The sequence below is a fragment of the Ancylobacter sp. FA202 genome, from assembly GCF_000380205.1.
GTDB lineage: Bacteria > Pseudomonadota > Alphaproteobacteria > Rhizobiales > Xanthobacteraceae > Ancylobacter.
On the sequence record NZ_KB904818.1, the window covers coordinates 1142408 to 1163315 of the forward strand.

Annotated in this window: 17 protein-coding genes; 5 read left to right on the plus strand and 12 right to left on the minus strand. The window is 68.2% G+C overall.

Annotated elements, in window-relative coordinates; genetic code table 11:
• Positions 1-81: 81 nt before the first annotated feature.
• The 3 genes from A3M1_RS0105145 to A3M1_RS0105155 all read right to left on the minus strand — a co-directional run bounded on the left by A3M1_RS0105145 (position 82) and on the right by A3M1_RS0105155 (position 4239).
• Positions 82-330, minus strand: a complete 249-nt coding sequence (locus A3M1_RS0105145; protein WP_018387889.1) for a hypothetical protein — start codon at positions 328-330, stop codon at positions 82-84.
• A gap of 203 nt (positions 331-533) precedes the next feature.
• Positions 534-2009, minus strand: a complete 1476-nt coding sequence (locus A3M1_RS0105150; protein WP_018387890.1) for a methyl-accepting chemotaxis protein — start codon at positions 2007-2009, stop codon at positions 534-536.
• Between the two features lie 58 nt (positions 2010-2067).
• Entirely contained in the window at positions 2068-4239 is a 2172-nt protein-coding gene (locus A3M1_RS0105155) for an ATP-binding protein (RefSeq protein ID WP_018387891.1), read from the minus strand.
• 432 nt (positions 4240-4671) lie between these two features.
• Between A3M1_RS0105155 and A3M1_RS0105160 the strand changes: the two genes are divergently transcribed.
• The 4 genes from A3M1_RS0105160 to A3M1_RS0105175 all read left to right on the plus strand — a co-directional run bounded on the left by A3M1_RS0105160 (position 4672) and on the right by A3M1_RS0105175 (position 8358).
• Positions 4672-5163, plus strand: coding sequence for a hypothetical protein (locus A3M1_RS0105160; protein WP_018387892.1), 492 nt, complete (start codon positions 4672-4674; stop codon positions 5161-5163).
• Positions 5144-6982 carry a sensor histidine kinase gene (locus tag A3M1_RS0105165; RefSeq protein WP_018387893.1) on the plus strand — a complete coding sequence of 613 codons (1839 nt, stop codon included), beginning with the start codon at positions 5144-5146 and terminating at the stop codon, positions 6980-6982. Before A3M1_RS0105160 ends, A3M1_RS0105165 begins: the two co-directional genes overlap by 20 nt.
• On the plus strand, positions 6979-7371 hold the full coding sequence (locus A3M1_RS0105170) for a response regulator (RefSeq protein WP_018964186.1): 393 nt from the start codon (positions 6979-6981) through the stop codon (positions 7369-7371). The genes A3M1_RS0105165 and A3M1_RS0105170 overlap by 4 nt, the downstream gene beginning before the upstream one ends.
• Positions 7372-7551: 180 nt before the next feature.
• Positions 7552-8358 carry a response regulator gene (locus tag A3M1_RS0105175; protein WP_018387895.1) on the plus strand — a complete coding sequence of 269 codons (807 nt, stop codon included), beginning with the start codon at positions 7552-7554 and terminating at the stop codon, positions 8356-8358.
• A gap of 32 nt (positions 8359-8390) precedes the next feature.
• On the opposite strand, the gene A3M1_RS0105180 is transcribed toward A3M1_RS0105175, so the two are convergent.
• A complete protein-coding gene (locus A3M1_RS0105180; protein WP_018387896.1) occupies positions 8391-9059 on the minus strand; it encodes a response regulator transcription factor in 669 nt (222 codons plus the stop codon).
• Positions 9060-9422: 363 nt separating this feature from the next.
• Positions 9423-9806 (minus strand): response regulator, encoded by a 384-nt coding sequence (locus A3M1_RS0105185; RefSeq protein WP_018387897.1) that lies wholly within the window; start codon positions 9804-9806, stop codon positions 9423-9425.
• Positions 9807-10071: 265 nt separating this feature from the next.
• On the opposite strand from A3M1_RS0105185, the gene A3M1_RS0105190 reads away from it, so the two are divergent.
• Positions 10072-10713 (plus strand): protein phosphatase CheZ, encoded by a 642-nt coding sequence (locus tag A3M1_RS0105190; protein ID WP_018387898.1) that lies wholly within the window; start codon positions 10072-10074, stop codon positions 10711-10713.
• A gap of 180 nt (positions 10714-10893) precedes the next feature.
• Here the strand turns inward: A3M1_RS0105190 and A3M1_RS0105195 are convergent, their stop codons facing one another.
• The 7 genes from A3M1_RS0105195 to A3M1_RS0105225 all read right to left on the minus strand — a co-directional run bounded on the left by A3M1_RS0105195 (position 10894) and on the right by A3M1_RS0105225 (position 20802).
• The gene (locus A3M1_RS0105195; protein ID WP_018387899.1) at positions 10894-11502 is read right to left on the minus strand and encodes a lytic transglycosylase domain-containing protein; all 609 of its coding nucleotides are present in this window, start codon (positions 11500-11502) and stop codon (positions 10894-10896) included.
• A complete protein-coding gene (locus tag A3M1_RS0105200; protein WP_026221155.1) occupies positions 11456-13363 on the minus strand; it encodes a flagellar hook-length control protein FliK in 1908 nt (635 codons plus the stop codon). The genes A3M1_RS0105195 and A3M1_RS0105200 overlap by 47 nt, the downstream gene beginning before the upstream one ends.
• Complete coding sequence (locus A3M1_RS0105205; protein ID WP_245261579.1) at positions 13360-14664, minus strand: chemotaxis protein MotC; 1305 nt, start codon at positions 14662-14664, stop codon at positions 13360-13362. Before A3M1_RS0105205 ends, A3M1_RS0105200 begins: the two co-directional genes overlap by 4 nt.
• A 1013-nt stretch (positions 14665-15677) precedes the next feature.
• Positions 15678-16988 (minus strand): MotB family protein, encoded by a 1311-nt coding sequence (locus A3M1_RS0105210; RefSeq protein WP_018387901.1) that lies wholly within the window; start codon positions 16986-16988, stop codon positions 15678-15680.
• 6 nt (positions 16989-16994) lie between these two features.
• Positions 16995-17669, minus strand: coding sequence for a hypothetical protein (locus A3M1_RS0105215; protein WP_018387902.1), 675 nt, complete (start codon positions 17667-17669; stop codon positions 16995-16997).
• Positions 17669-19315, minus strand: coding sequence for a flagellar basal-body MS-ring/collar protein FliF (fliF, locus tag A3M1_RS0105220; RefSeq protein WP_018387903.1), 1647 nt, complete (start codon positions 19313-19315; stop codon positions 17669-17671). The genes A3M1_RS0105215 and fliF overlap by 1 nt, the downstream gene beginning before the upstream one ends.
• 233 nt (positions 19316-19548) lie before the next feature.
• Positions 19549-20802: a flagellin gene (locus A3M1_RS0105225; protein WP_018387904.1), complete on the minus strand. Its 1254-nt coding sequence runs from the start codon at positions 20800-20802 to the stop codon at positions 19549-19551.
• Positions 20803-20908 lie beyond the last annotated feature (106 nt).

Genomic DNA, 20908 nt, shown 5'->3' on the forward strand with positions numbered 1-20908 from the left:
GGGGCCTGCGCGGCGCAACGAGCCGGCGCATCGCCAAGGGGGCCGTCACACGCGCCGTCGCGAACGGCGCCAGCACGGGCGTCAGTGTCCGCCCCAGCGGTTGATCCGCATCAGGCGGGCGGTGCGCTCCTGCGCGCGGCGCGCATCGGGCGAGCCGCCGCTCTGCGCCGCCATGTGCAGCGCACTGAGCGTGGCCCTCGCCAGCGGATGGCCGGGATAGGCGCAACGTTCCCGGATGAAGTCATGGGCATCGCGCAGTGTGCGCAGATGGCGCCCTTCGCGCGTTGGCAAAGGACGGTCGAAACAGGCGTCCCAATAGCTCTCAGACATGGATGATCTCGCGTGCATGACCGCGTGAAGGGCCGCTCGCAGAACGCGCGCACGTGAAGAAAAGTTCCTGCCAGCACCCGCTAACCGGGCCTCGGTGTGGCGACAGGGCCATCGTGACGACACGAAAAAAGGGCCGGCGCGAGCCGGCCCTTGCGGGGAGTTCAGGGAGGATAGGATTCGCGGGTGCCCGGCCCGCCTCTCGCTCAGGCGGTCAGCACCTTCACTTCCTCGCGCAGCCGCCCGCCAAGAGCGGATACCGCGTCCGACACCTGTTCGATCTGGCCAGCCGTGCCCCGGATCTGGCCGGAAATGCGCGAGACGCCATCAATGCTCTGCGTGACCGAGCCATTGGTTGCGCTCTGCTCCTCGACGGCGGCGGATAGGCTGGTGAACACGTCGCGCAGGGTGCCGACGCTGTGGGTGATCTCGTTCACCGCCCGAGCCGCATCGCTGCTGGCCCGCTGCACCGCGTCGACCTGGGTGCTGATTTCCTTGGTGGCGTTGGCGGTCTGCAGCGCGAGTTCCTTCACCTCGGAAGCCACCACCGCGAAGCCCTTGCCGGCATCGCCGACCCGGGCCGCCTCGATGGCGGCGTTGAGGGCAAGGAGGTTGGTCTGCGAGGCGATGCCCTGGATCATCGCCGAGATGTTGCCGATGCGCTCGATGCTCTCCACCAGCCCGCTGACCAGCCCATCGGCCGAGGTGGCGCGTTCGGCCGCCTGCGCGGTCATGGTGGTGGCGTTGTGGATCTGCTTGCTGACCTCGCCGAACGACATCGACATCTCGACCGCCGCCGCCGCCACCGAGGATGTCATCTCCTCGCTCTGGCGGGTGAGGCCATCGAGCTCGGCGCTCGCATGCTCCATCGCCGTGGAGGTCTGGTTCATCTCGTTGATGACAGCGGTGACGCTGGAGGCGACCTTCACCGTGTCGGTGATCAGCGCCCAGGTGAGCATGGGGCCGTCATAGCGACCATCGGGGGTCATCAGCGCCGAGACGCTGAGATTGAGTGTTTCCGGGCCCACCTTGATGCGCGCCGTGTGCGGCAGGCGCGAGGCGTCGGCCAGCATGTGCCGCTGCATTTCCGGCTTCTTGTGGAAGACGTCGATCGACGAGCCGACCAGCTCGGAGGCCTTGATCGGCAGATGCTGCTCGATGCGGGCCAGCGTGTCGAGGCTGGTGCGGTTGGCATAGTCGACGATGAACCCGTCGAGCGAACAGGTCATCACATTGATCGGCATCTGATCGACCATCTGCATCAGGCGCCGGATCTTCGCCTCGGCGGCGAGCGCGGCGGTCTCCACGCTCCACACCACCTGGGCGTGGACATAGTCGCCCCGCGCATTGCGGATCGGCGTGATGGCGAAGCGCAGTGTCTCGCCGCCAAGGCTCACATCGGCGTTGAGCGGCATCAGATCGTGGCGTGCGAGGCGTTCGCCCTTCGGGCCGAGATCGAGAGAGAACAGCGCCAGCGAGGCACCGGTGAGATGCTCCGGCGCCTTCGGCAGCGCCTGACGGATGGTCTCGAACAGGGCCTGCGAACGCGCATTGGCGTAGTCGATCTGCCCGCTCCGCGGGTCACACATCAGGACGGCCGCGGGCAGGTCGTCCAGCAGGGCGGCGTCGAAACCACGCGCCGGGGAACGGCGTTTGAAGGAATAGAGGGAAGCTGAGCTCATGCCGATCTCCGGTCGGAACAATTGGCCGGTCCGAGACGATCAGGACGGCTCCCTTTGGCTAGCTCCCGGAGCTTGCCTCAGGCTCGCTTCGCCCGGCGTGCAGCGCCAGGGCGGCTCCCGCCACGTCGTCCTGTGGCGGCGGCGCCACCTCCGGCAGAGCGATGGTGAACAGCGCGCCATCCTCGACATTGGCGACGGCGAGCGTGCCGCCATATTCGCGGATGATGCCGAAGCTGACCGACAGGCCGAGCCCCGTGCCCTGGCCGGGCGGCTTGGTGGTGAAGAAGGGCTGGAAGATCTTGCCGATCGCCGTCGTGGGGATGCCCCCGCCATTGTCCCGCACGGTGACGAGAACCCAGCGCCGCCCCTCCATCTCGCGGCGCTCGATGGCAATGGCGATGCGGCCGGAGCAGTCCGGTTGCTCCTGGCGGTGCGCGCGGATGGCGTCGCGCGCGTTCAGCACCAGGTTGATCAGCACCTGCTCCAGCTGTTCCTGCCGGCACGGCACGCGCGCGCCGCCGGCACCGCCAGCGAAGGTGAGGTCAATGCCGTCGAGCCGGATTTCCGTGCCGAGAACCTGCAGCGTGCCCTCCACCGCCGTCTCCGCCGAGGAGGGGTCGATGGTGAGCGCGTCCTTGCGCCCGAAGATCCGCATGTGGTCGATGATCGACTTCATGCGCTCGACCTGACGGATGATGCGTTCGAGCTTCTCGCTGGTGTGCTCGCCCGGCAGGCCCTTGCGCAGGCCGGTCATCGCATTGCTTGCCGCCAGCCGGATGACGCCGAGCGGCTGGTTGATCTCATGGGCGAGGCCGGTGACGAGTTCGCCCAGCGCCGCCATCTTCGACATCTGGTAGAGCTTGTTCTCCTCCATGCGCTTGGCGGTCTCGTCAAGCGCGAACACCACCGCGGCGGGCGTCACGGGGGCCGGCGGGCCGGACCGGTCTTGCGTGGCCGGGCGCAGCCGCGTCAGCACCAGTTCCACCTCGAACTCCTCGCCCTCGCCGGAGAAATGCTCCATCGCCACGGAGGGGGCATTGCCCTGCTCGACGCGGGCGAGGAAATCAGGCGCTTCCACATGCGCGGCGATCAGCCGGGGCAGGATGTCGTCCGTCGCGTCGCCGATACGCACGGCCCGGCCGTTCTCGATATGCAGCACGTGGATGCCAGGCACGCGGCTGATCGCCTGCAGCACCTGCGCCTCGCGCTCCTGGGCGTTGGCCTTCAACTCCCGCTCGCGATAGGCGCGCTCCAGCCGCGAATGGCGCAGGCCGAACAGCGCCAGCGCGGCCAAGGTGAGGCCGAGCCCGCCGGCGATCGCCCAGATCGCTACATGAAAATCGTGCGATTCGGCCAAGATTGCGCTGCGATCGGCCGCTACCACCACCAGGAAGGGGTAGCGGTCGGAATGCACGGAATAGCCGATCCGGCGCACATCGTCCCAGGCGACGCCGACATAGGGTCCATTGGCATGGCTGCCGAGGGTCTCCAGCCCGGGGAGAATCGCGCCGGCGTCCAGCCCGTCCAGCTGGCTGGACGCCGGCACGCTGGCACGCACCACCCCATCGAAGCCGACCAGGGCGATCAGCCCCTGCCCCTCCGGCAGCAGCCTCTCATAGAAGTCGATGAAGTCGGAAATCTGGTAGGACGCCGCGATGATGCCGCGCAGCTTGCCGTCCGGCGCGCGCAGCGCGCGGGTGAACTGGATCGACCAGGCACCACTGATCCGACCCTTCACCGGCTTGCTGATGAAGATGTCACGGTCGGTCGGGTCATCATTCATATGCACCCGGATATGCTCGCGGTCGGCAAGGTTCAAACCGTTGCCGGGAGGCAGCAGATTGCTCGCCACCACGGCGCCGCTCGGATCGAGGAACGTGACCTGGATGACCGAGGCCGGCAGCCGGGCCGTCAGCAGGCGGCTGTAGATTTCCTGCGGCGAGGCCTCCTCGGGAAGACTTGAAAAGCCGTCGAGGAAGGATTCGATCGACTCGACCGTCCGCTCCAGATGCGAGGTCAGCGCCAGCGCCAGCTTGCGCGAGGCGCCAACGGCGACGTCGTCCTCGTGCTGCTCATGCAGCTGGATGGTGAGGAACGCCACCGAGGCCGGCACCAGCAGCGCCAGCAGCAGCAACAGCAGCATCAGGAGGCGGCGGGAGGCCCCCTTCCACATCGGTACGGTGTCGGAAGCGATCTCCGGCGCGGCGGAGCCCTCGGGTGACGGCGCCATCGACGCCGCTTGCAGGGAAGTTTCTGGGGTCATGGCCGCCGCATCAAAAAGGGCACGTCGCTGCCGCCTCATCCCGGGCCAGTGTCTTGCGGGCGGGCACGCGGCACCTCGACACTTTCGCAGTCACTCTTTCCTAGTCTTCCGGGATTTTGGATGCAATCGGGCGCATTTCCCTACGTCAAAAGTCGCCCTTTGCTGCCGGTTCGGAAGATAACTCGTTGCGGCGGCTCACCTCGGCGCGGGGCTCCATCGCCCGCCAGCACCCCCGTGCGCGCTATTTGATCCAAAATGGAACGATCTCCGCTCTGTCGCTGCCGAAATGGCAGCGATTCGGCAGGCCCGGCGCAAGGGCGCGTGCGATCTTCCCAGCGCTCGGGGGCGAGCACGGCGCGCGGGCGCCTTGACGCGCGGGCGCCATTCAGGGAGCTAACGATGTCGGTCAGGCTGCTCTATGCCCTGGTGCTTGCGCTGATGGCCTGCGTGGCGCCGAACATGGCGCACGCGCAGGCTCTGGCCTTGCGTTGGCTTGGCGCGGATGGGCAGGTCATCGCGCAGAAAACGCTGACCCTCGCCGAACTGGACACGCTGCCCCAGACCCGGATCGAGACCGGCACCCCATGGACCAAGGGCGTGAACACCTTCACCGGCCCCTCGCTCGGCGTGCTGGCCGCCCTTGGTGGCCGGCCGGTGCGCGAAGCCAAGGTGATGGCGCTGAACGACTATGTCGCCCCCATTCCGGCCGAGGACTGGAAGGACCATGGCGCGATCCTCACCACCCGGCTCGACGGTGCGACCATGCGGGTGCGCGACAAGGGACCGTTCTGGGTAATGTACCCCATCGATTCCGACCCCGCGCTGGGGCAGCAATATTTCCAGTCGCGGATGGTCTGGCAGGTGAAGTCCATTGATTTTATCGCGCAATAGGCGGTCGCTCGGCCTTCTGAAAATCGGCCTCGTCGTCGCTTCCGTTGCGCTCTTCCTCGCGACCGCGCTGGTCTATGTCTCGCAGACACGCCAGCAGGCCTTTCTCACCGCGACGATCCGCTCCTCGGGATGGGTCGCCTATCAGGCGCAGCTGGAATTCGTGAAGGCGCAGGCCGAATTCGCCAAGCTCTCGATCGTCCCAAGCGCGCAGGGCCTGCACGCGCTGATGCTTCGCCTCGAAATCCTGCGCTCGCGGCTGCCGCTTCTCTATGATTCCGACGAGGGACGGGTGCTGAGCGACGTGGTGGACACCCGTGGCCCGACGCAGATCTTCGAGGCCCGGCTGGACCAGATCATCGACGATGTCGCCCGGCTCGACCCCGAAGAAGGCGCCGCCGCCGAGGAGCTGAAGGCGCTGAGTGCTGAGCTCGAACCGCTCGGCGAGGCGCTGCAGACCATCCTGATGCAATCGGTCGCCTATAATCAGGAGATCTTCCGGCGCGAGCGCGCCCTGGCGCAGCGGCCGGGCGCCACGCCGCTGCTGCTGCTGTTCATCAGCGGCGCCTGCCTTGCCGCCGTGCTCATCCTGCAATCGCGGCGCGACCGCATCCGGCTCGGCGAGATCGGCGAGGCGCAGGCGGCCCTGGCGGCGGTGGAGGAAAATTTGCGCGCGGTGATTCAGGCGGTACCGGCCTGCGTCGTGGTGATCGACCCCGACACCGACCATGTGAGCTTCTTCAACCCCAGCGCCGCCACCCTTGTCTCCCCCTCGCTCGACGACCCCGCCTGGCCGCGCTTCGTCAAGGCGGTGCGCGGCGCCGCCGGCGAGCCGGAGACCCGCCGCTGGGGCGCCTTGAGCATGGGCTATGTCCGCAGTCCGGGCGATATCGTCTCGCTGCGTGGCTCGGTGGGCAGCGTGCTGTGGGAGCGGCGCCAGCAGCAGCTGATCGTCGTGGTAGATACCTCGCGGGTGCGCAATGCCGAATTGCAGGTGATGCAGGCCGCCAAGCTGGCGACACTTGGCGAAATGGCCACCGCCATCGCCCATGAGCTCAACCAGCCGCTCGCCGTCATCAAGATGGCGGTGGCCAATGCCCGCCGCCTGCTCGAACCGTTGCCGGGCGGCGAGCCGGTGGCGGCCAAGCTGGAGCGCATCTCGGCGCAGGTCGACCGTGCCAAGCGCATCACTGACCAGGTCCGCCGCTATGGCCGCATGCCGACCGAAACCCTCCTGCCCTTTTCGCTGCGCCACGCGGTGGAACTCGCCGCCGGCTTCGTCGCCGAACAGTTCCGCGCCGCCAATATCGCGCTGTCGATCGAGACCAGCGCCCCGAGCGAGCTGCTGGTCTTTGGCGAACAGACCATGTTCGAGCAGGTCATCGTCAATGTGCTGATCAATGCCCGCGACGCCTATGAGGGGCAGGACGACGGAGAGGCCGCTCGCCTCGCCACCGACCGCCAGGGCGAAGCCGGGGACCGCGAGAGCGGCGCGGGCGACCGCGAGAGCGGCGCGGGCGACCGCGAGAGCGGCGCCGGGGACCGCGAGGTTCGGGTGTCGATCGGGCTGGAGGAGGGGCGCGCGGTGGTTCTGGTGCAGGACAATGCCGGCGGCGTTCCCCCCGAAATGCTGGAACGCCTGTTCGAGCCCTTCGCCACCACCAAGTCCACCGAGAAGGGCACCGGGCTCGGCCTCTCGCTGGCCCGCAGCGTGATCCGCGACATGAACGGCACCATCGTGGCGGAGAACAGGGGCGGCGGCGCCTGCTTCGCCATTAACTTGCCGACCACCCAGGCCAACGCCGCGCAGGATGCAGCATGAACACGGCACGAACCATGCTGATCTGCGACGACGAGGAGGAGCTGGCCAACGAGCTCGGCGAGTATTTCACCTCGCTGGGCTGGCGCGTCGAGCTGTCCGTCACGGCGGAGAACGCGATCGGGCACCTGCGCCGGGGGCTGGCGCCGCAGGTGCTGATTACCGATCTGCGCATCGGCGCCGTCGACGGGCGCCAGGTGGTGGCCGAGGCGCGCGCCCTGCCGGAGGCGCTCCGCCCGGCCATCATCATCATCATCACCGGCCATGTGATGCACAATGTGGCGGCGGCCGATTTCGACAGCGACTTTCTCTATGTGAAGCCGGTCGACCCGAACGACATTCTCGACGACATCGCCGCCGGCCTCGCCAAGCGGGCGACGCGAGAGGGTTGAGCGCCGGCGTGAGGTGCGGACCGGGAGCCGACATGACCACCGGCGCGCCTTCCTCAAAAAGGCCCCCCGCGCAGGGATTTGTCATTTCCCAAAGATGCCTCTGCGGCACTATCATAGAGTTGTTGCAAACGTCGCCGGGCGCGACGTTCTTTTCGCCCTGATCCGGCGTGTGGCGGTGTGATGGTGGCTGAAACAGAGCTGGAACTTCCCCGTGTCCTGCTCGTCGACGACGATCCGGACATATTGATCGAACTGAGCGAGGGGCTGGCGTCGCTTGGCCTGCCCAGCCTCATCGCCAACACCCCGGTGGAGGCGATCGATCTCGTGCAGCGCAATGAACAGCTGCAGGTGGTCGTCACCGATCTGCAGATGCCGCGCATCGACGGCATCGAACTGCTGCAGAAACTCGCCTTGATGGGCCGCAAGCGCCCGCTGGCGACCATCATCATCACCGGCCATGCCTCGCTGGACCGGGCGGTGGGCGCGCTGCGTCTGAATGCGGTGGATTTCCTGCAGAAGCCTCTGCTGCCCGAAGAAGTCGCGCAGGCGGTGCGCCGCGCCTTCTCGCTGGTCGAGGACAGCCAGAAGGCTTCCAATGGCGCGGCGGGAAGCCCCCTGACGGGGGCGGAAAAGCCGGTGATCCGGCCGAATTATCTAAAAACACTGGTGGCTGCCCGTGCCGACCGCGACGCCATCTTCCAGTCCGACCTGTTCTCGGACCCGGCCTGGGACATGCTGCTGGATCTGGCGATGGCGGAAGCGTCGGGCCGGCCCATCTCGGTGACCAGCCTGTGCATCGCCTCCGGGGCGCCGACGACGACGGCGCTGCGCCGCATCGACGAACTGCGCGAGGCCGGCCTGATCGAGCGCCGCCCCGACCCGGCCGATCGCCGGCGGATCATCGTCGAGCTCACCGAGAGCGGCCGCCAGCGCATGGAAACCTTCGTCAAGCGCCAGGCCGAGCGCCTCGGCCTTCCGCTTGATTGAGCCGGCGGTCTGCCACCGCCGGCCCCGCGCCGTCAGCCGACGAACTGGTAGCCGAGATAGCGCTTGGCATCGATCACGTCATAGCCGAGCTTCAGCCGCAGCTTCTTGCGCAGCTTGCTCATATGGCCTTCGACCACGCTCTCGTCGACGTCGTCGTTGAAGATGCCGTAAATAGTGTTGAAGATCTGCGTCTTGGTCACGCGCCGGCGGGAATTCTTGACCAGATACTCCAGCATGTGCCGCTCGCGGCGCGGCAGCGCCAGCGCCTCGCCGTCGATCTCGGGATCGCGGCCGTCGAAGAACACCTTCAGCCGGTCTTCGCTGGTGGGGGCGACATTGGAGTTCACCCGCCGCCAGATGGCATCGGTGCGCGCCACGATCTCGCGGACATGAACCGGCTTGCGCACCACATCGTCGATGCCGGCGGTGAACAGTTCCAGCGTCTGGGTCAGGCTCTTCTGGTCGCTGAGGGCAAGGATCGGCGCGCTGCTGTGCGAGCGGATCATCTCGGGATAGGTCGGGCGGCGCTCGAAATCGCCGAGGAGGAAGCCCTCGACCGCGGCAATGTCATTGCCCGAGGCGCTTTCGATCCAGCCCTTGAACTCGTCTTCATTGACGCCGAAGCTAGAAAAACCTTCACGCGAGAAGCTGGAAACATAGCTATCCGCAACAATCGACCGGTCATCGACGATGACATACATGATTCAATTCCCCTGCCTTGGATTTGCAGTCATGCAACGATGTTGATTGCTGGCTGCGCGTGTCCTTGGCCAAAGGACTATTTTGACGATTATATCCACTCAAGCTGAGTTGCTTCAGGGTTGGATGGTGTTTCCCTCCATTCTGGAGGGTATCGGCAAAATCCGGGGTTTCCGCGCGAGAGCGGGCGACGCAAAACAAGCGCCCCCGGGAGGACCCGAGGGACGCCATGTTGATAGGCGAGCCTTTCCCGCGACACTCGACACGCTTTCACGCCGGGAAAAGGCTCCGGCTCATTGCGTGCGGAGTACATTCCATGTCGATCAGGTGTTTCAACCTGATCAAAATGATCTTCAGCGAAAGGTTCAGCCTTCGAAGACCGTGTCGATCTTGCTCTTCAGCGTCTGCGCGTTGAACGGCTTGACGATATAGTTGTTCACTCCCGCCTTCTTGGCGGCGATGACGTTTTCCGACTTGGCCTCGGCGGTGACCATGATGAAGGGCAGAGCACTGAGATTGCTGTCGTCGCGAACCTGCTTGAGCAGTTCGTAGCCCGTCATCGGTTCCATGTTCCAGTCGGAAATGACGAGCCCATACTGCCGCTCCTTCAGCTTGGAGAGGGCTTCGACGCCGTCGGAGGCTTCGTCCACGTCCTCAAAGCCGATCTGTTTCAGCAGGTTGCGAATGATTCGGACCATCGTCTTGTAATCGTCGACTACAAGAACCGGCATCGACAAATCCACGGACATAGAGCGCTCCGTCCCTCGGGTAATAAGATCCACGGACAGCCGATTGCCGTCCTTGCGTAGGAACATGTTTGAATTGCATTGCTTGCGCGAAGCTTGCAGGTGAAACAGTGGGGTTATTCTCAGAGTTACAGGTTTGAACTATAAGCAATGATCGAACATTATTGACGAGCATTGGAGAATATACATGTCGTCAGCGCGGCGGCCGTTCCGAATTGAAGCCAATGAACGACCTCACAGGGTTGGGGAGGGACCGGGTGCCGCAACGATGTCGGCGCAGGGCTCGGTCTCGGCCCAGATCGGCCGCGTGCTGGAGGAGCTGCACGAACTGCGCGGCGTCATCGCGCGTTTCGATCGCAGGTGCCCCGAAGCGGACCCCGAATGCTCCCGGCATTCCATGCTGATGGACGTGGAAACGATCCGCCAGGCAATCGAGAGCACCAAGAACGAGCTTGCCACGCTGCAGTCGGGCGGGGCCAAGGGCGCCCGCTTCAACCGCGCGACCGACGAGCTTGATGCGGTCGTCGCCGATACCGAGGCGGCGACCGAGGACATCCTGCAGATGGCCGAGAACATCGACGGCGCGGCGATTTCGCTGGTCAGCGAACTGGAAGGCAGCCAGAAGGTGGTCGCCCAGGCGATCCACAGCTACGCCACGCGCATCTTCGAGGCCTGCAATTTCCAGGACATTGGCGGTCAGCGCATCCGCAAGGTCGTCGCCCTCATGGTCTTCATCGAGGAGCGGGTGGATAAAATGTGCAACATCTGGGGCGGGCAGGAAGAAGTCGCGCGCATCGCCGAGACCATCGCCCCCGAGCGCACCGGCGACGAGGCGCTGCTCAACGGGCCGGCGCTGGCCGACGACGAGAATGTCGTGTCGCAGGACGATATCGACTCCCTCTTCGGCTGAGCGCGTTGTTGCAAAGTTCCCTTGAAGCCAGCATCCCGGCCGCCGCCTGAGGCGGGAGCCGGGATGGTCGGCAGGCAGGCGACGGCTCTCGGGAAGGGCCCCGTGCCCCTTCCGGTGCACGTACTGACGTTCGATCGGGAATTTCTCTGCGGGCGGACCAGGCCGAGACAGAGCCTGAGATCAGCCGCAGAATGCCCGCGACTGGGCGGTCCAGCTGCCAAAGCCGGACCGCACCAGATTGCGGATGACGGCGCAGACATAGCGCTTCTGCGCCGGATCATTGTTCGGCCCGGCATTGTAGCGAGCCGCCGCCATCGTCCAGTTGCCATGGCGCTGCCGCAGTTCCGCGAGGAAGCGGGCGGCGTAATCGACATTGCGCTCGGGATCGAACATGTCGGCCACCGAGGCGAACTGCTCGCCGTGCCAGCGATGGTTGATCTGCATGCAGCCGAGATCCACCAGCCGCACGCCGCGCGCGTTGAATTCCTTGAGCTTGCGCGCGCCATCGGCCGCGCTGGTCGCGACATGGCTCTTGCCCCCCGCATTCATCGCGAAAGGCTGCAGCGTGCCATTGCCGCCGGTCTCGGTCAGGCCGACGGCGTAGAGAATGGCAAGCGGCACGCCATATTTGGCCGAGGCGCGCGCCATCGCCGCCTCGCAGACGCCAAGCGGCGCGGCCGTGGTGGTTGCCGCCGGCTTTTTCGGCGCCTCGCCCGTCGGGGCAGCGGCCGCCTGAAGGGTGCTAATCAGCAGCGCCGCTGTCAGCAGCGCGAAATGGCGCTTGTCCATTCTGTTGTCTCTTCCTGCGCGGGTCGGAATCGCCGGGTTGTCCGTCGCGGGGCTCATCCCCGCCCGGGCGGTCCCGCTCCACCGGCGCGAAGGCATCGTCGCCGGTGAGTGGGGCCGGCATGCCGGTCTGGCTGATGGTGAGGTCGAGCGGCCCGGCATCGGCCTCGACCAGTGTGGCGAGCAGGCTGGAACGATCCTGCTCCAGCAGGCGCGCCGTCTCCGCCCGCGCCGCATGGACGTGAATCTCCAGCCCGTTGCGCCCGGTGCGCAACCGCACCGTCACCAAGCCGAGCTCCACCGGGTGCAGCTGGATCTCCAGAATACGCACCGGGCCGCGCGCCTGCGCCGCCTCGCCGGGCAGCGGGGCTGGTGGCACATCGGCGCGCACTGCCTCGGCAATGGCAGCGCCCAGCTGCACGGCGGCCGGCGACGGCGCCGCGCCCGGCAAGGGCGGGGCTGTCGGGAGGATGGCGGCCGGTGCCGTGCCTCCCGTTGCGAGGGCCGGCGCCTCGCGCTCAAATCGCGTCGCCTCCCGCCGTTCCGCACGCGCCGTGTCGCGGAGCGGCGACAGGGTCTCGGCCCGGCCTTCGGGGGACGGCCCATCCAAGATCGTCGTGCTTTCGCGCGCGCCCAGGCGGGCGAGCGCGGCCAATGGCGGGCGCGGCGCGCTCGCGGGCATGTCGGCCTCCACGGCAACTGCCGGAGTCGCGGCGGCGGCACCGTCGCGGGACAGCGGCGTGGGGCTGTCCTCCGGCGCCGGCACGCGCAAGCCGTCGGCCGGTGGCATGGCGGCGGCAGCCGAAAGCATGTTGGCCGGAGGCAGGACGGCCGAAGGTAGGGTTGCCGAGGGTGGGGTTGCCGACGGTAGGGCAGCCGAAGGCATGGCGGCAACGGCGCGCAGGTCGCGCGGCGTCACCGGGGCGAAATGGGTTTCGCACAGAACAACCTTGGCCGCCGGCAAAGCCGCCTCGTCCGGCGCCATGTCGCCCTGCGGCGCCACCAGGGCCAGCGGCCCGGTCGACGGCGCCGAGGCGCCCTCCTCCTCCAGCCCCGGCGCGGAGACGGGGCCGAGCGCGCCGATCATCGCCGCCGACGGCAGGCTGATCGAGGGCGCGGCCGCCGCCCCGACATCAGGCGCGGCCGGTACCGATTCCTCAACAACCGGCGCAGCCGGCGCCGGCGGGGTTTCCTGCGCCGGCGACAACGCGCCCGGCGCAAGCGCCTCGGTGGCGGGCGCCGGCGAGCCCGGCAGGGCGAGGGACAGAGCCGGCGCGGGCGTGATCGCGCGCCCCAAGGAGGGGGACGCCGCGCGCGCCTTCACGTCGGGTCGCACTTCGGGCCGCACTTCGGTCCGCACTTCGCGAAGCACATCGGGTTGCACCGCCGCGCCCTCGCCTTGGGCGCCTGCATCGGCCAGCACCGTCGCCTCCAGCCGCACCCGCAGCGCGGCTTGAGGCGGGGGGCGGCTCGCCCCTTCGGTCGAGCCGGCGGCTGGCCGGGCGAGAAGCGCGGCAAGCTCCCTCTCGGCGGCCGGCGGTTCCGGCGCGGCGGCAAGCGGACCTTTGGAGGACGACGCCGTCTCGGGCGGCGCGGCACCCTCCACCAGCGCTGCCGCCATCTCTCTCATCTCGCCCGTCGCAGCCGCCGAGGCCATCCGCCCGGTCAGCCCCTGCGGCCGCACGGGGGCGCCTTCGTCCCGCGCGCGCCCCATCGGCGGAGCCTCGGCAGGCGCGGTCCGCACATCCAGCTCGGCGAGAAGGCTGGCGAAGGCATCCTGGGTGCCCCCACGCTCGGCCCGGCCGGGCGGCTCGTCGGTCGCGCCCGCCGGGGAGCGGGAGGAAGGAAAGATCACCGGGTTCATAGCGGCGCGTCTCCCAGCATCTGGTCGGCGGTGGCGAGGGCGGCCTGGGCCTTGGCGAGGGTGGCCGGTGGCGGGCCGGTATCGGCCGCATTGGCAGGACTGGCGGCAACGGAGGCATCGGCGGCGGGCGTCGCCTCCTCCGGCGCCGGCGCCGGAACATCGACCGCGTGCAGGATCGACGCCGCCACCGCCTGCGCGGCGCCCAGCAGCCGGACATCGTCGGGCGCGAACCGCTCGCCGGCGAGGCCGGCCAGCTCGGTCTGCGATTCAGTGAAGCGCTCGGGCGACGCCACTGTCGCGGCGGCGCGGTAGAGCGTGGCGCGGTCGGCTTCCAGGCTGCCGAACACCGCGCCCTTCAGCACCAGATCCGCCGCCCGCTCCGCCGCGATCTTCTTGCCCTGGCCCACCGCTCCCTGCGCGACCATGAGGGCGATCTCGCGCCGGCTCGCTGGTTCGAGCGGGGCGAGCAGATCATTGATCCGGTGGAATTCGTCCGGCTTGTCGATGAAGCTCATCCGAGTCAGCGCGGCGGCGAAGCGCAGGCGGAAATTGCCAGCATAAACCGAGTGCCGGAAGCGAGCGAGATAGGTGGCGGTCAGCCGCTCGAACGTGCCGAGTTCATCGGCCTGCGCGGCGATGAAGATGGCGCGCCGCAGCGCCGCCTCCTCCACCAGCGTGCCCGGCGCGATCAGGCGCGCACGCCCCAGCAGCACCGCGGCGCGGGCGGGGTCCCGGCGCACCCAGAGCGCCGCCTGCGCCAGGGCGACCTGGCCGGCGAGGCTGTCAGGAAGGCTGCGCATGTCGACCTCGCCCAGCTGCTTCAGTGCCTCCGGTTCGCGGCCTTCGAGATAGGCGAGGCTGCCGCGCAGCAGCCGCTCGTCGATATTGGGCGTGGCGGATTTGCCCAGAACAGCGCGCAGCACGCCCGGGCCACCGCCGCTGAGGGCGAAGATGACGAGCGCGCGGGCGTTTTGCGGGTCGTTCCAGGCACTGGCATCGGCCGCGCGGAACAGCTGGTCGATCTGCCCGATGAGCGCGTTCTGCGCCGGCAAAGCACCGGGCCCTCCCACCGCCATGCTGTCCTGCAGGCGCTGAAGCTCGCGCACCTCGCGATAGAGCGGCGGGGCCGGCGGCAGGGCCGGCGCCTGCTGCGGCGCCTCTTCGCCCGCCTTGGGCGCCTCCCCGGCGGCGGGCGGCGCCGCGTCCTCATGCGCCCCACCCGGCGATGCCACCTCGGAGGCCTGCGCCGGCGGGAACAGCGTCTCAGCCGGCACGCTGAGCAGGCTGAGGGCGCCGGCCACCGAACCCGACAGCGACGGCTGGGCCGCAAGAACGGCCGGCGCGGGGGGGGCCGGGAGGAATGGGATCTCCGGGGCAACGATTTGCGAGGAATCGGTCGGCGAGGAATCGGCCGGCGAGGAATCGGCCGGCGCGCTTTGGGCCGGCGGATCTTGGACCTTCGCGGCAGCAGTTTGAAAGGGAACGGTCTGCGCGCTTTGGGCCTGCGAGGCGAGCGCCTGCAGGGCTTGAGCCTGAATCGGCTGGGCCTGCGTGGAAACGGCCTGCGGTACGAAAGGCTTCGGAGCGAAGGTTTGCGGAGCAAAGGTCTCGGACGCGAACGTATCCTGGGCGATTGAGGTTCGCACGACCGAGGTCTGAGCGAAGGCTTCCCGGGCAAGGGCAGGCGCGGCCTCCGGCGCAGGCGCCGCCGGCGGCGGCAGGACGACAACCTCCGGTGCAGGCGGCGGCGGAACGGCGACAACCTCCGGCGCGGGCGCGGGCGCCGACTCGGGGGCCGGCTCGGCCGGGGGCAGAACGGGCGGCGGCGACGGGGGCGGCGCAGCCACTACCAGCGGCGCGGCCGCCGGCCGTGGCTCCGGCCGTACCGGCGGCAGGGGAACGGAAACCGGAAGCACCGGTGCCGGCACCGCCGCGCGCGCAGGCGCGGGCAGCACGCCTGGCTTCGGCGTCTCTGCGGTTGCGGGCGTGGCGGAGGGGAGTGCGGCGGGGAGTGCGGGCCGTGGCATGGGGCGCGGCACTGGAAGGAGGGCGGGCTTAGGCACGAGCTTGGGTGCCGGCTTGGACACCGATGTCGGCCGGGGTGCGGCCATGGCAGGGGCGGTGACGGGAACCGCCACCGGGTCCAAAGGCTCTAGGTCTGGCTCGGGCGCGGCCTCGGACCCGGGCGCGGCCTGGGACTGCGCGAGGATGGCGGCGTCGAGCGCGCGCATGTCGCTCCATGGGTCCTGCGCGGACGCGGCAAGCGGAGCGAGAAGCAGTGCGCCAAGGACATAAGCCGGCAAAAGGTTTGGCGTCATCGCGCGGGCTCCTGCAGGACGATCTCGATCCGCCGGTTCTCCGGCGCGTTCGGATCGGCCTTGTTCTTCAGGTTGCGGTCGGCAAAGCCGACGATCTGGCGAATGCGGCGCTCATCCAGCCCGCCGCGCACCAGCATGTAGTGGGTGATGTTGGCGCGGGCGGCGGAGAGCTGCCAATTGTCATAGTTCGGCGAGCGGAACGGCCGCCCGTCGGTGTAGCCACGGATCACCACGTCGCCCGGCCGGTCCTTCAGCGTCTGGGCGATCCGCGCCATGGCGGCGACGATGCGCGCGTCCGGCACGGCCGAGCCGATGGGGAACATCGAGAAGTCGATGTCGTCGGTCAGGCTGATCACCGTGCCGTCCGAGGTCTTGCGCACGTCGAGCTGCGGGCCGGTGGCGGCGCCCATGGCGGCGGCAAGATCGGCCTTGATCTGCTGTTCGAGCTGTTCCGTCGGCGCGGTCGCGGCACCGGCCGGCGGTGGCGCATCCGCCTTGTCGCCCGCCTTGTCGCCTGCCTTGGCCGCCCCATTCGCCGCCTCCTTGGCACCTGCCTTGGCGCTCTCGCTCTTTAGAGTCTGGGTCGACGCGATCGTCGCGGACGGCCCCCCCTCAGGGGTGAGGGCGTCGGCTTCCGATGCCGGCGCGCCGGTGGGATCGCCGGTGGCGTCCTCCACCGCCGGGTTCGGCGTGTCGCGCACGGCGCCGGCATCGGGGCGCTTGCCCTGCGGGGCGCCGATGCCGGCAGTGCCGGGGGCGGTGGCCTGTGCCTTGCGGGTGGACGTCATCTGCCAATAGACCGGGTCGAACGGGTCGCGATTGGCATCGCCGCTGCCGGTGCCGGGCTCGCTGCTCACGCCGAGCGGCGTATCGGGCGAGGTCGGCGTGCCGGGCGGGGCGTCGGCGATGATCTCGGCCAGCACCGCATAGGGGTCCTGGAACAGCGCCGCTTCGCGCGGCCCCTGCTGCACATCCTCGCCCGGGCCGGTGTTCTCGCCCACCGTGTCCTTGAGTGTCGACATCTGGTCGCCATCGGCCGAGGTGCCGGCGTCCTTGATATCCTCGGGGTCGTTCAGCCCCTTCCGCTCCGTCATGCTGTCGGCGAGGTTGACCGGGTTGAAGTAGTTGGCGATCGCCTTGCGCACGTCCTTGTCAGTGACGTTGATCAGCCACATGATCAGGAAGAACGCCATCATCGCGGTCATGAAGTCGGCATGCGCGACCTTCCAGGCGCTGGAATGATGTTCGTGCTCATCTTCCTCGTAGCGCTTGATGATGATGAGTTCTTGGTGTTCGGGTCCGGCCATCGTCGCTTACTCCCGCGCCAGGTCGAGACGCTCGGCCCAGGCGCGGAGCTGCGTTTCAAAGGTGGTGGCGCCGGCAGTGACGACGATCTCGGCGCCCGCATCGGCCTCGAAGCACAGCGGGGCGCGCGGATCGAGCCGTGCCTGCAGGCTCTCGATCAGATCGGCCGGGCCGGTGACGCGCAGCAGCGGCGCCGTGCTGTCGGCGAGCGCGCGTGTGATTGCCGCCGCCATGTCGGCGAGCACGCGCTCGCGCAGGGCGGCGGACAGGAACGGCCCGATCACCCGGCCGAGGCGGGAGGAAAGCTCTTCTCCCAGCTGCTCGAATCCTTCAGTGACCGCGCGCGCCAATGGCTCGCCCTCGGCCTCCGCCCAGTTCTGACGCGCCTGCGCCAGCTGCTCCTGCGCCAAGGCGGCGTCCTCGGCCCGCTGCTGGTCGAAGCGTGCCCGCGCGGCCGCCTCCCCGGCCTGCCGGCCGGCCTCCTCGGCCTCCAGCAGCATCGCCTTGAGGTCGGGAGCGGGAGCGGCGGGCGCAGCCGATGCGCCCGGCTTTGCCGCCGCCTCGGGCGGGGGCGAGGCCAGCAAGGCGTGGCCGGCCTCCCCTGGGCGGAGCACCGGCCACGCCGGCGTCCGGGCGACGGCGGCGCTGGAAAAATCCGGGAGATGGCTGATCAGCGCCCGCATCAGACGCGCACCTCCTGCTGCAGCCACTGCCGCAGGATGGCGGCGGCCTGCTCCTCATCAAAGTCGATGATCTGCTCCAGCCGCTTCTGCGGCGAACGGTTCATCTTGCTGGTGAGGTCCTCGATCAGGCTGATCGGCTCGTTCGGCCCCGCGGCCATCGGGCTGCCATCGGGCCCGGTCAGCTCGCCGGCGGTGATGCCGGGGCCGGCCAGCATGCTGGTCTCGATCAGTTCCGCGTCGTCGGGCCGGGCGACAATCGCCCGGACGGCAGGGCGCAGCCCGAACCAGATCAGCAGCACGGCGACGATGAGAATGGTGGCGGCGTTCACCAGCGTGCCGGCCTGGCGCATCAGCACCTCCGACCAGGGCAGCGCCGCCACGGGGTCAAGCTCGCCATTGCCGTCGGCGAAGCCGACCGCGGAAACTTTCAGCCGGTCGCCGCGCGCCTTGTCGAAGCCGGAGGCGGCGGCCGCCAGCTGCTCGATCTCGTAGATCTGCGTCTCCAGCGGAACCGCTCCCTCGGCCGCCTCGCCCGGCGGTGCCAGGCGTGCCCGGTTGACCAGGATGGCGATGGAGAGGTTCTGCACGTTGAAGCCTTCGCGCACCGTCTCGGTGCTGCGCGAGGAAATCTCGAAATTGGTCAGCTCCTCGCGGCGGCTGTTCTCCTCATTGGAATTGCTGCCCGCGTCCCCACCGCCATCCTGCGCGGGAATGTTCTGCTGGACGCCGGCCGCCCCCTGCTTCGAGCGGTTCTGCGAGGTGCCGGTTTCCTTGACCACGCGCACCGAGCGCTCGGTCTTGGAGCCGGGGTCATAGGTCGTCTCATTGGTGGTGACGCGGTCGATGTCGAGCCGCGAGGTCACGCTGATCTGGAAATTGTCGATGCCGAGATAGGGCGTCAGCGCCCGGCGGATCTTCGCCTCGGTCTCCCGATTCATCTGCTCCTGCAGCATCGCCTTCTTGCCGGAGGAGGCATTGGCGGGGTCGTCGCCGGAGGCGAGGATGGCGCCTTCCGTGTTGAGCACGGTGACGGCGTCGATCTTCATGCCCGGCAGGGCAGCGGCGACGAGATGGCGGATCGCCTCGGCGGAGGAGCCATCCTCGGCATTCTCGGTTCGGATAACCACCGAGGCGGAGGCGCTCTGCTGGTCCTTGCGAAACGAGCCGCGGTCGGGCAGCACGATATGCACCCGCGCCGCCTTCACGCCCTTCATGGTCTGGATGGTGCGGGCAAGTTCGCCTTCGAGCGCGCGCACCTTCGTCACCTCCTGCATGAAGGAGGTGAGGCCGAGCGAGTTCACGTCGTTGAACAACTCATAGCCGGAGCTTGAACTTTGCGGCAGGCCCTTCTCGGCCAGCTGCATGCGTGCCCGCGCGGTGTCAGCGGGCGCCACCAGCACCGCCGTGCCGTCGGAATTCACGTCGAAGGAAATGCCGGCATCCTTCAGCGCCCCACCGATACGGGTCACATCCTCGCGGCTGAGATTGGCGTAGAGCGTTTCGCTGGTCGGACGGCTGAGGAAATAGGCGCCGAGGCCGATGGCCGCCAGCACCGCCAGCCCGATCATCGCCAGCGCGAACAGACGGCGAGCGCCGAGCTGCCGCAGATTGCCAAGAAGCATGTCGAGCTGCTGGCTTGCGAACATCTGGCATCCCGCTCCCTAGAATCCGGCGCGCCCTTGGCGCGGGCCGCGCGGGGCCGGCCTGAGAGGACAGGACCGTTGCGCCGAGGGGAGAGTGCGTCGGCGAGCTTGCCTGAGCGTTGCGCGGGCGGATGCGGGAAAAAAGAAGGCCACGCTTCCGGGAGGAGAAGCGTGGCCAAGGCGCGCCGTGGAACACGGCGGCGGGGTAGGGGAAACCGGGAGAGAGCCCGTAAGTATCAGCCGCGGAACAGGCTGAGCACGCTCTGCGAGCTGGAATTGGCGATACCAAGCGACTGAACGGCGAGCTGCTGCTGGGTCTGCAGCGCCTTCAGCTTGGTCGACTCCTCTTCCATGTTCGCATCGACGAGCGCGCCGATCGCGCGGTTGTTGGCGTCCTGCAACGCCTGGACGAAGTTGGTCTGCGACTCGATGCGGCTAGCTGTCGAGCCGAGGCTCGTCGACGCATCGGTCAGGTCGGTCAGGGCGGCATCGACGATCGAGGTGTAGTTCGCGATCTTGTCGAGGTCGGTCTGGCTCGAGGTCAGGGACGAGATGTCGATGTCCATGATCGAGCTGACGGTTGCCGTGCCGTTGTCGGTAGCGGCCACGCGGGACTTGTCCAGGATACCGAGGGTGTTGGTACCGGAGGCGCCCAGCGAGTTCTTCAGCGCGAGAACCGCGCCGTCGAGAGCCGTCGTCTTCGCCGTATCCGCCGTTGCGACGGCGGCGTTGCGGGTGTTGGTGGCCGTGGCATAGGCGGTGTCACGGGCTGCAACGGCCGCGGCATCCATAGCGCTGCCGGCGAACGTGGTATCGGCAGTGCCGATCGCCGTGTCGTAGGCAGTTGTCGCCGTGGTGCTGGCGGTGGTGTAGGCCGTTTCCGCCGTGGTCTTCGCGGTGGCGTAGGTCGCCGACGAGGTGGTCACCGCCGCGTCAACCGCAGTGTGAACCGTGGCGTTTGCGTCCAACAGCTTGAACTTGCTGGTGTCGATGTCGATCGTATCGACCTGCACCGAATCGCCGGTGCGGGAGAACGAAGCGACAACCGCCTTCGTGGCGTTGTAATTGGCACCGCTCGAGTCGACCGACAGCCAGTTGCTGCCGGAAATGACCGTGCTCTCGGCATTGTTCTTCAGAGCGCCGAGCAGGCTGCCAATTTCGGTCTGCAGCTTGGCACGGTCGGCGTCGGGGGACGCGGCCGTGATCAGCTTCTCTTTCACCTTCTGCAGCGCCGTGCGAACCGTATCGAGACCGGTATTGACGGTGTCGACGGAAGACTTGGCGAGGCCGAGGGAGTCCTTCACCGCGCCGAGCGCACCGTTGTCGGAGCGGGTCGTCGTGGCGATTGACCAGTAAGCCGCATTGTCCGACGCCGAGTTGACACGCAGGCCGGTGGAGACGCGGTTATTGGTCTGGTCGAGGTTCGAGTTGATGCTCCGCAGGGTCTGCAGGGCGACCATGGAAGACGTGTTGGTCATCAGGCTGGTCATCGTAATGTCCCTTGAGTTGGTGTGAGTTTTTTCACGGGACATACCGGGCTTTCACCGGCATGGCAGAGGCGGCATCATGCCTTTGATGATCGGGCCCTGGGGCGTG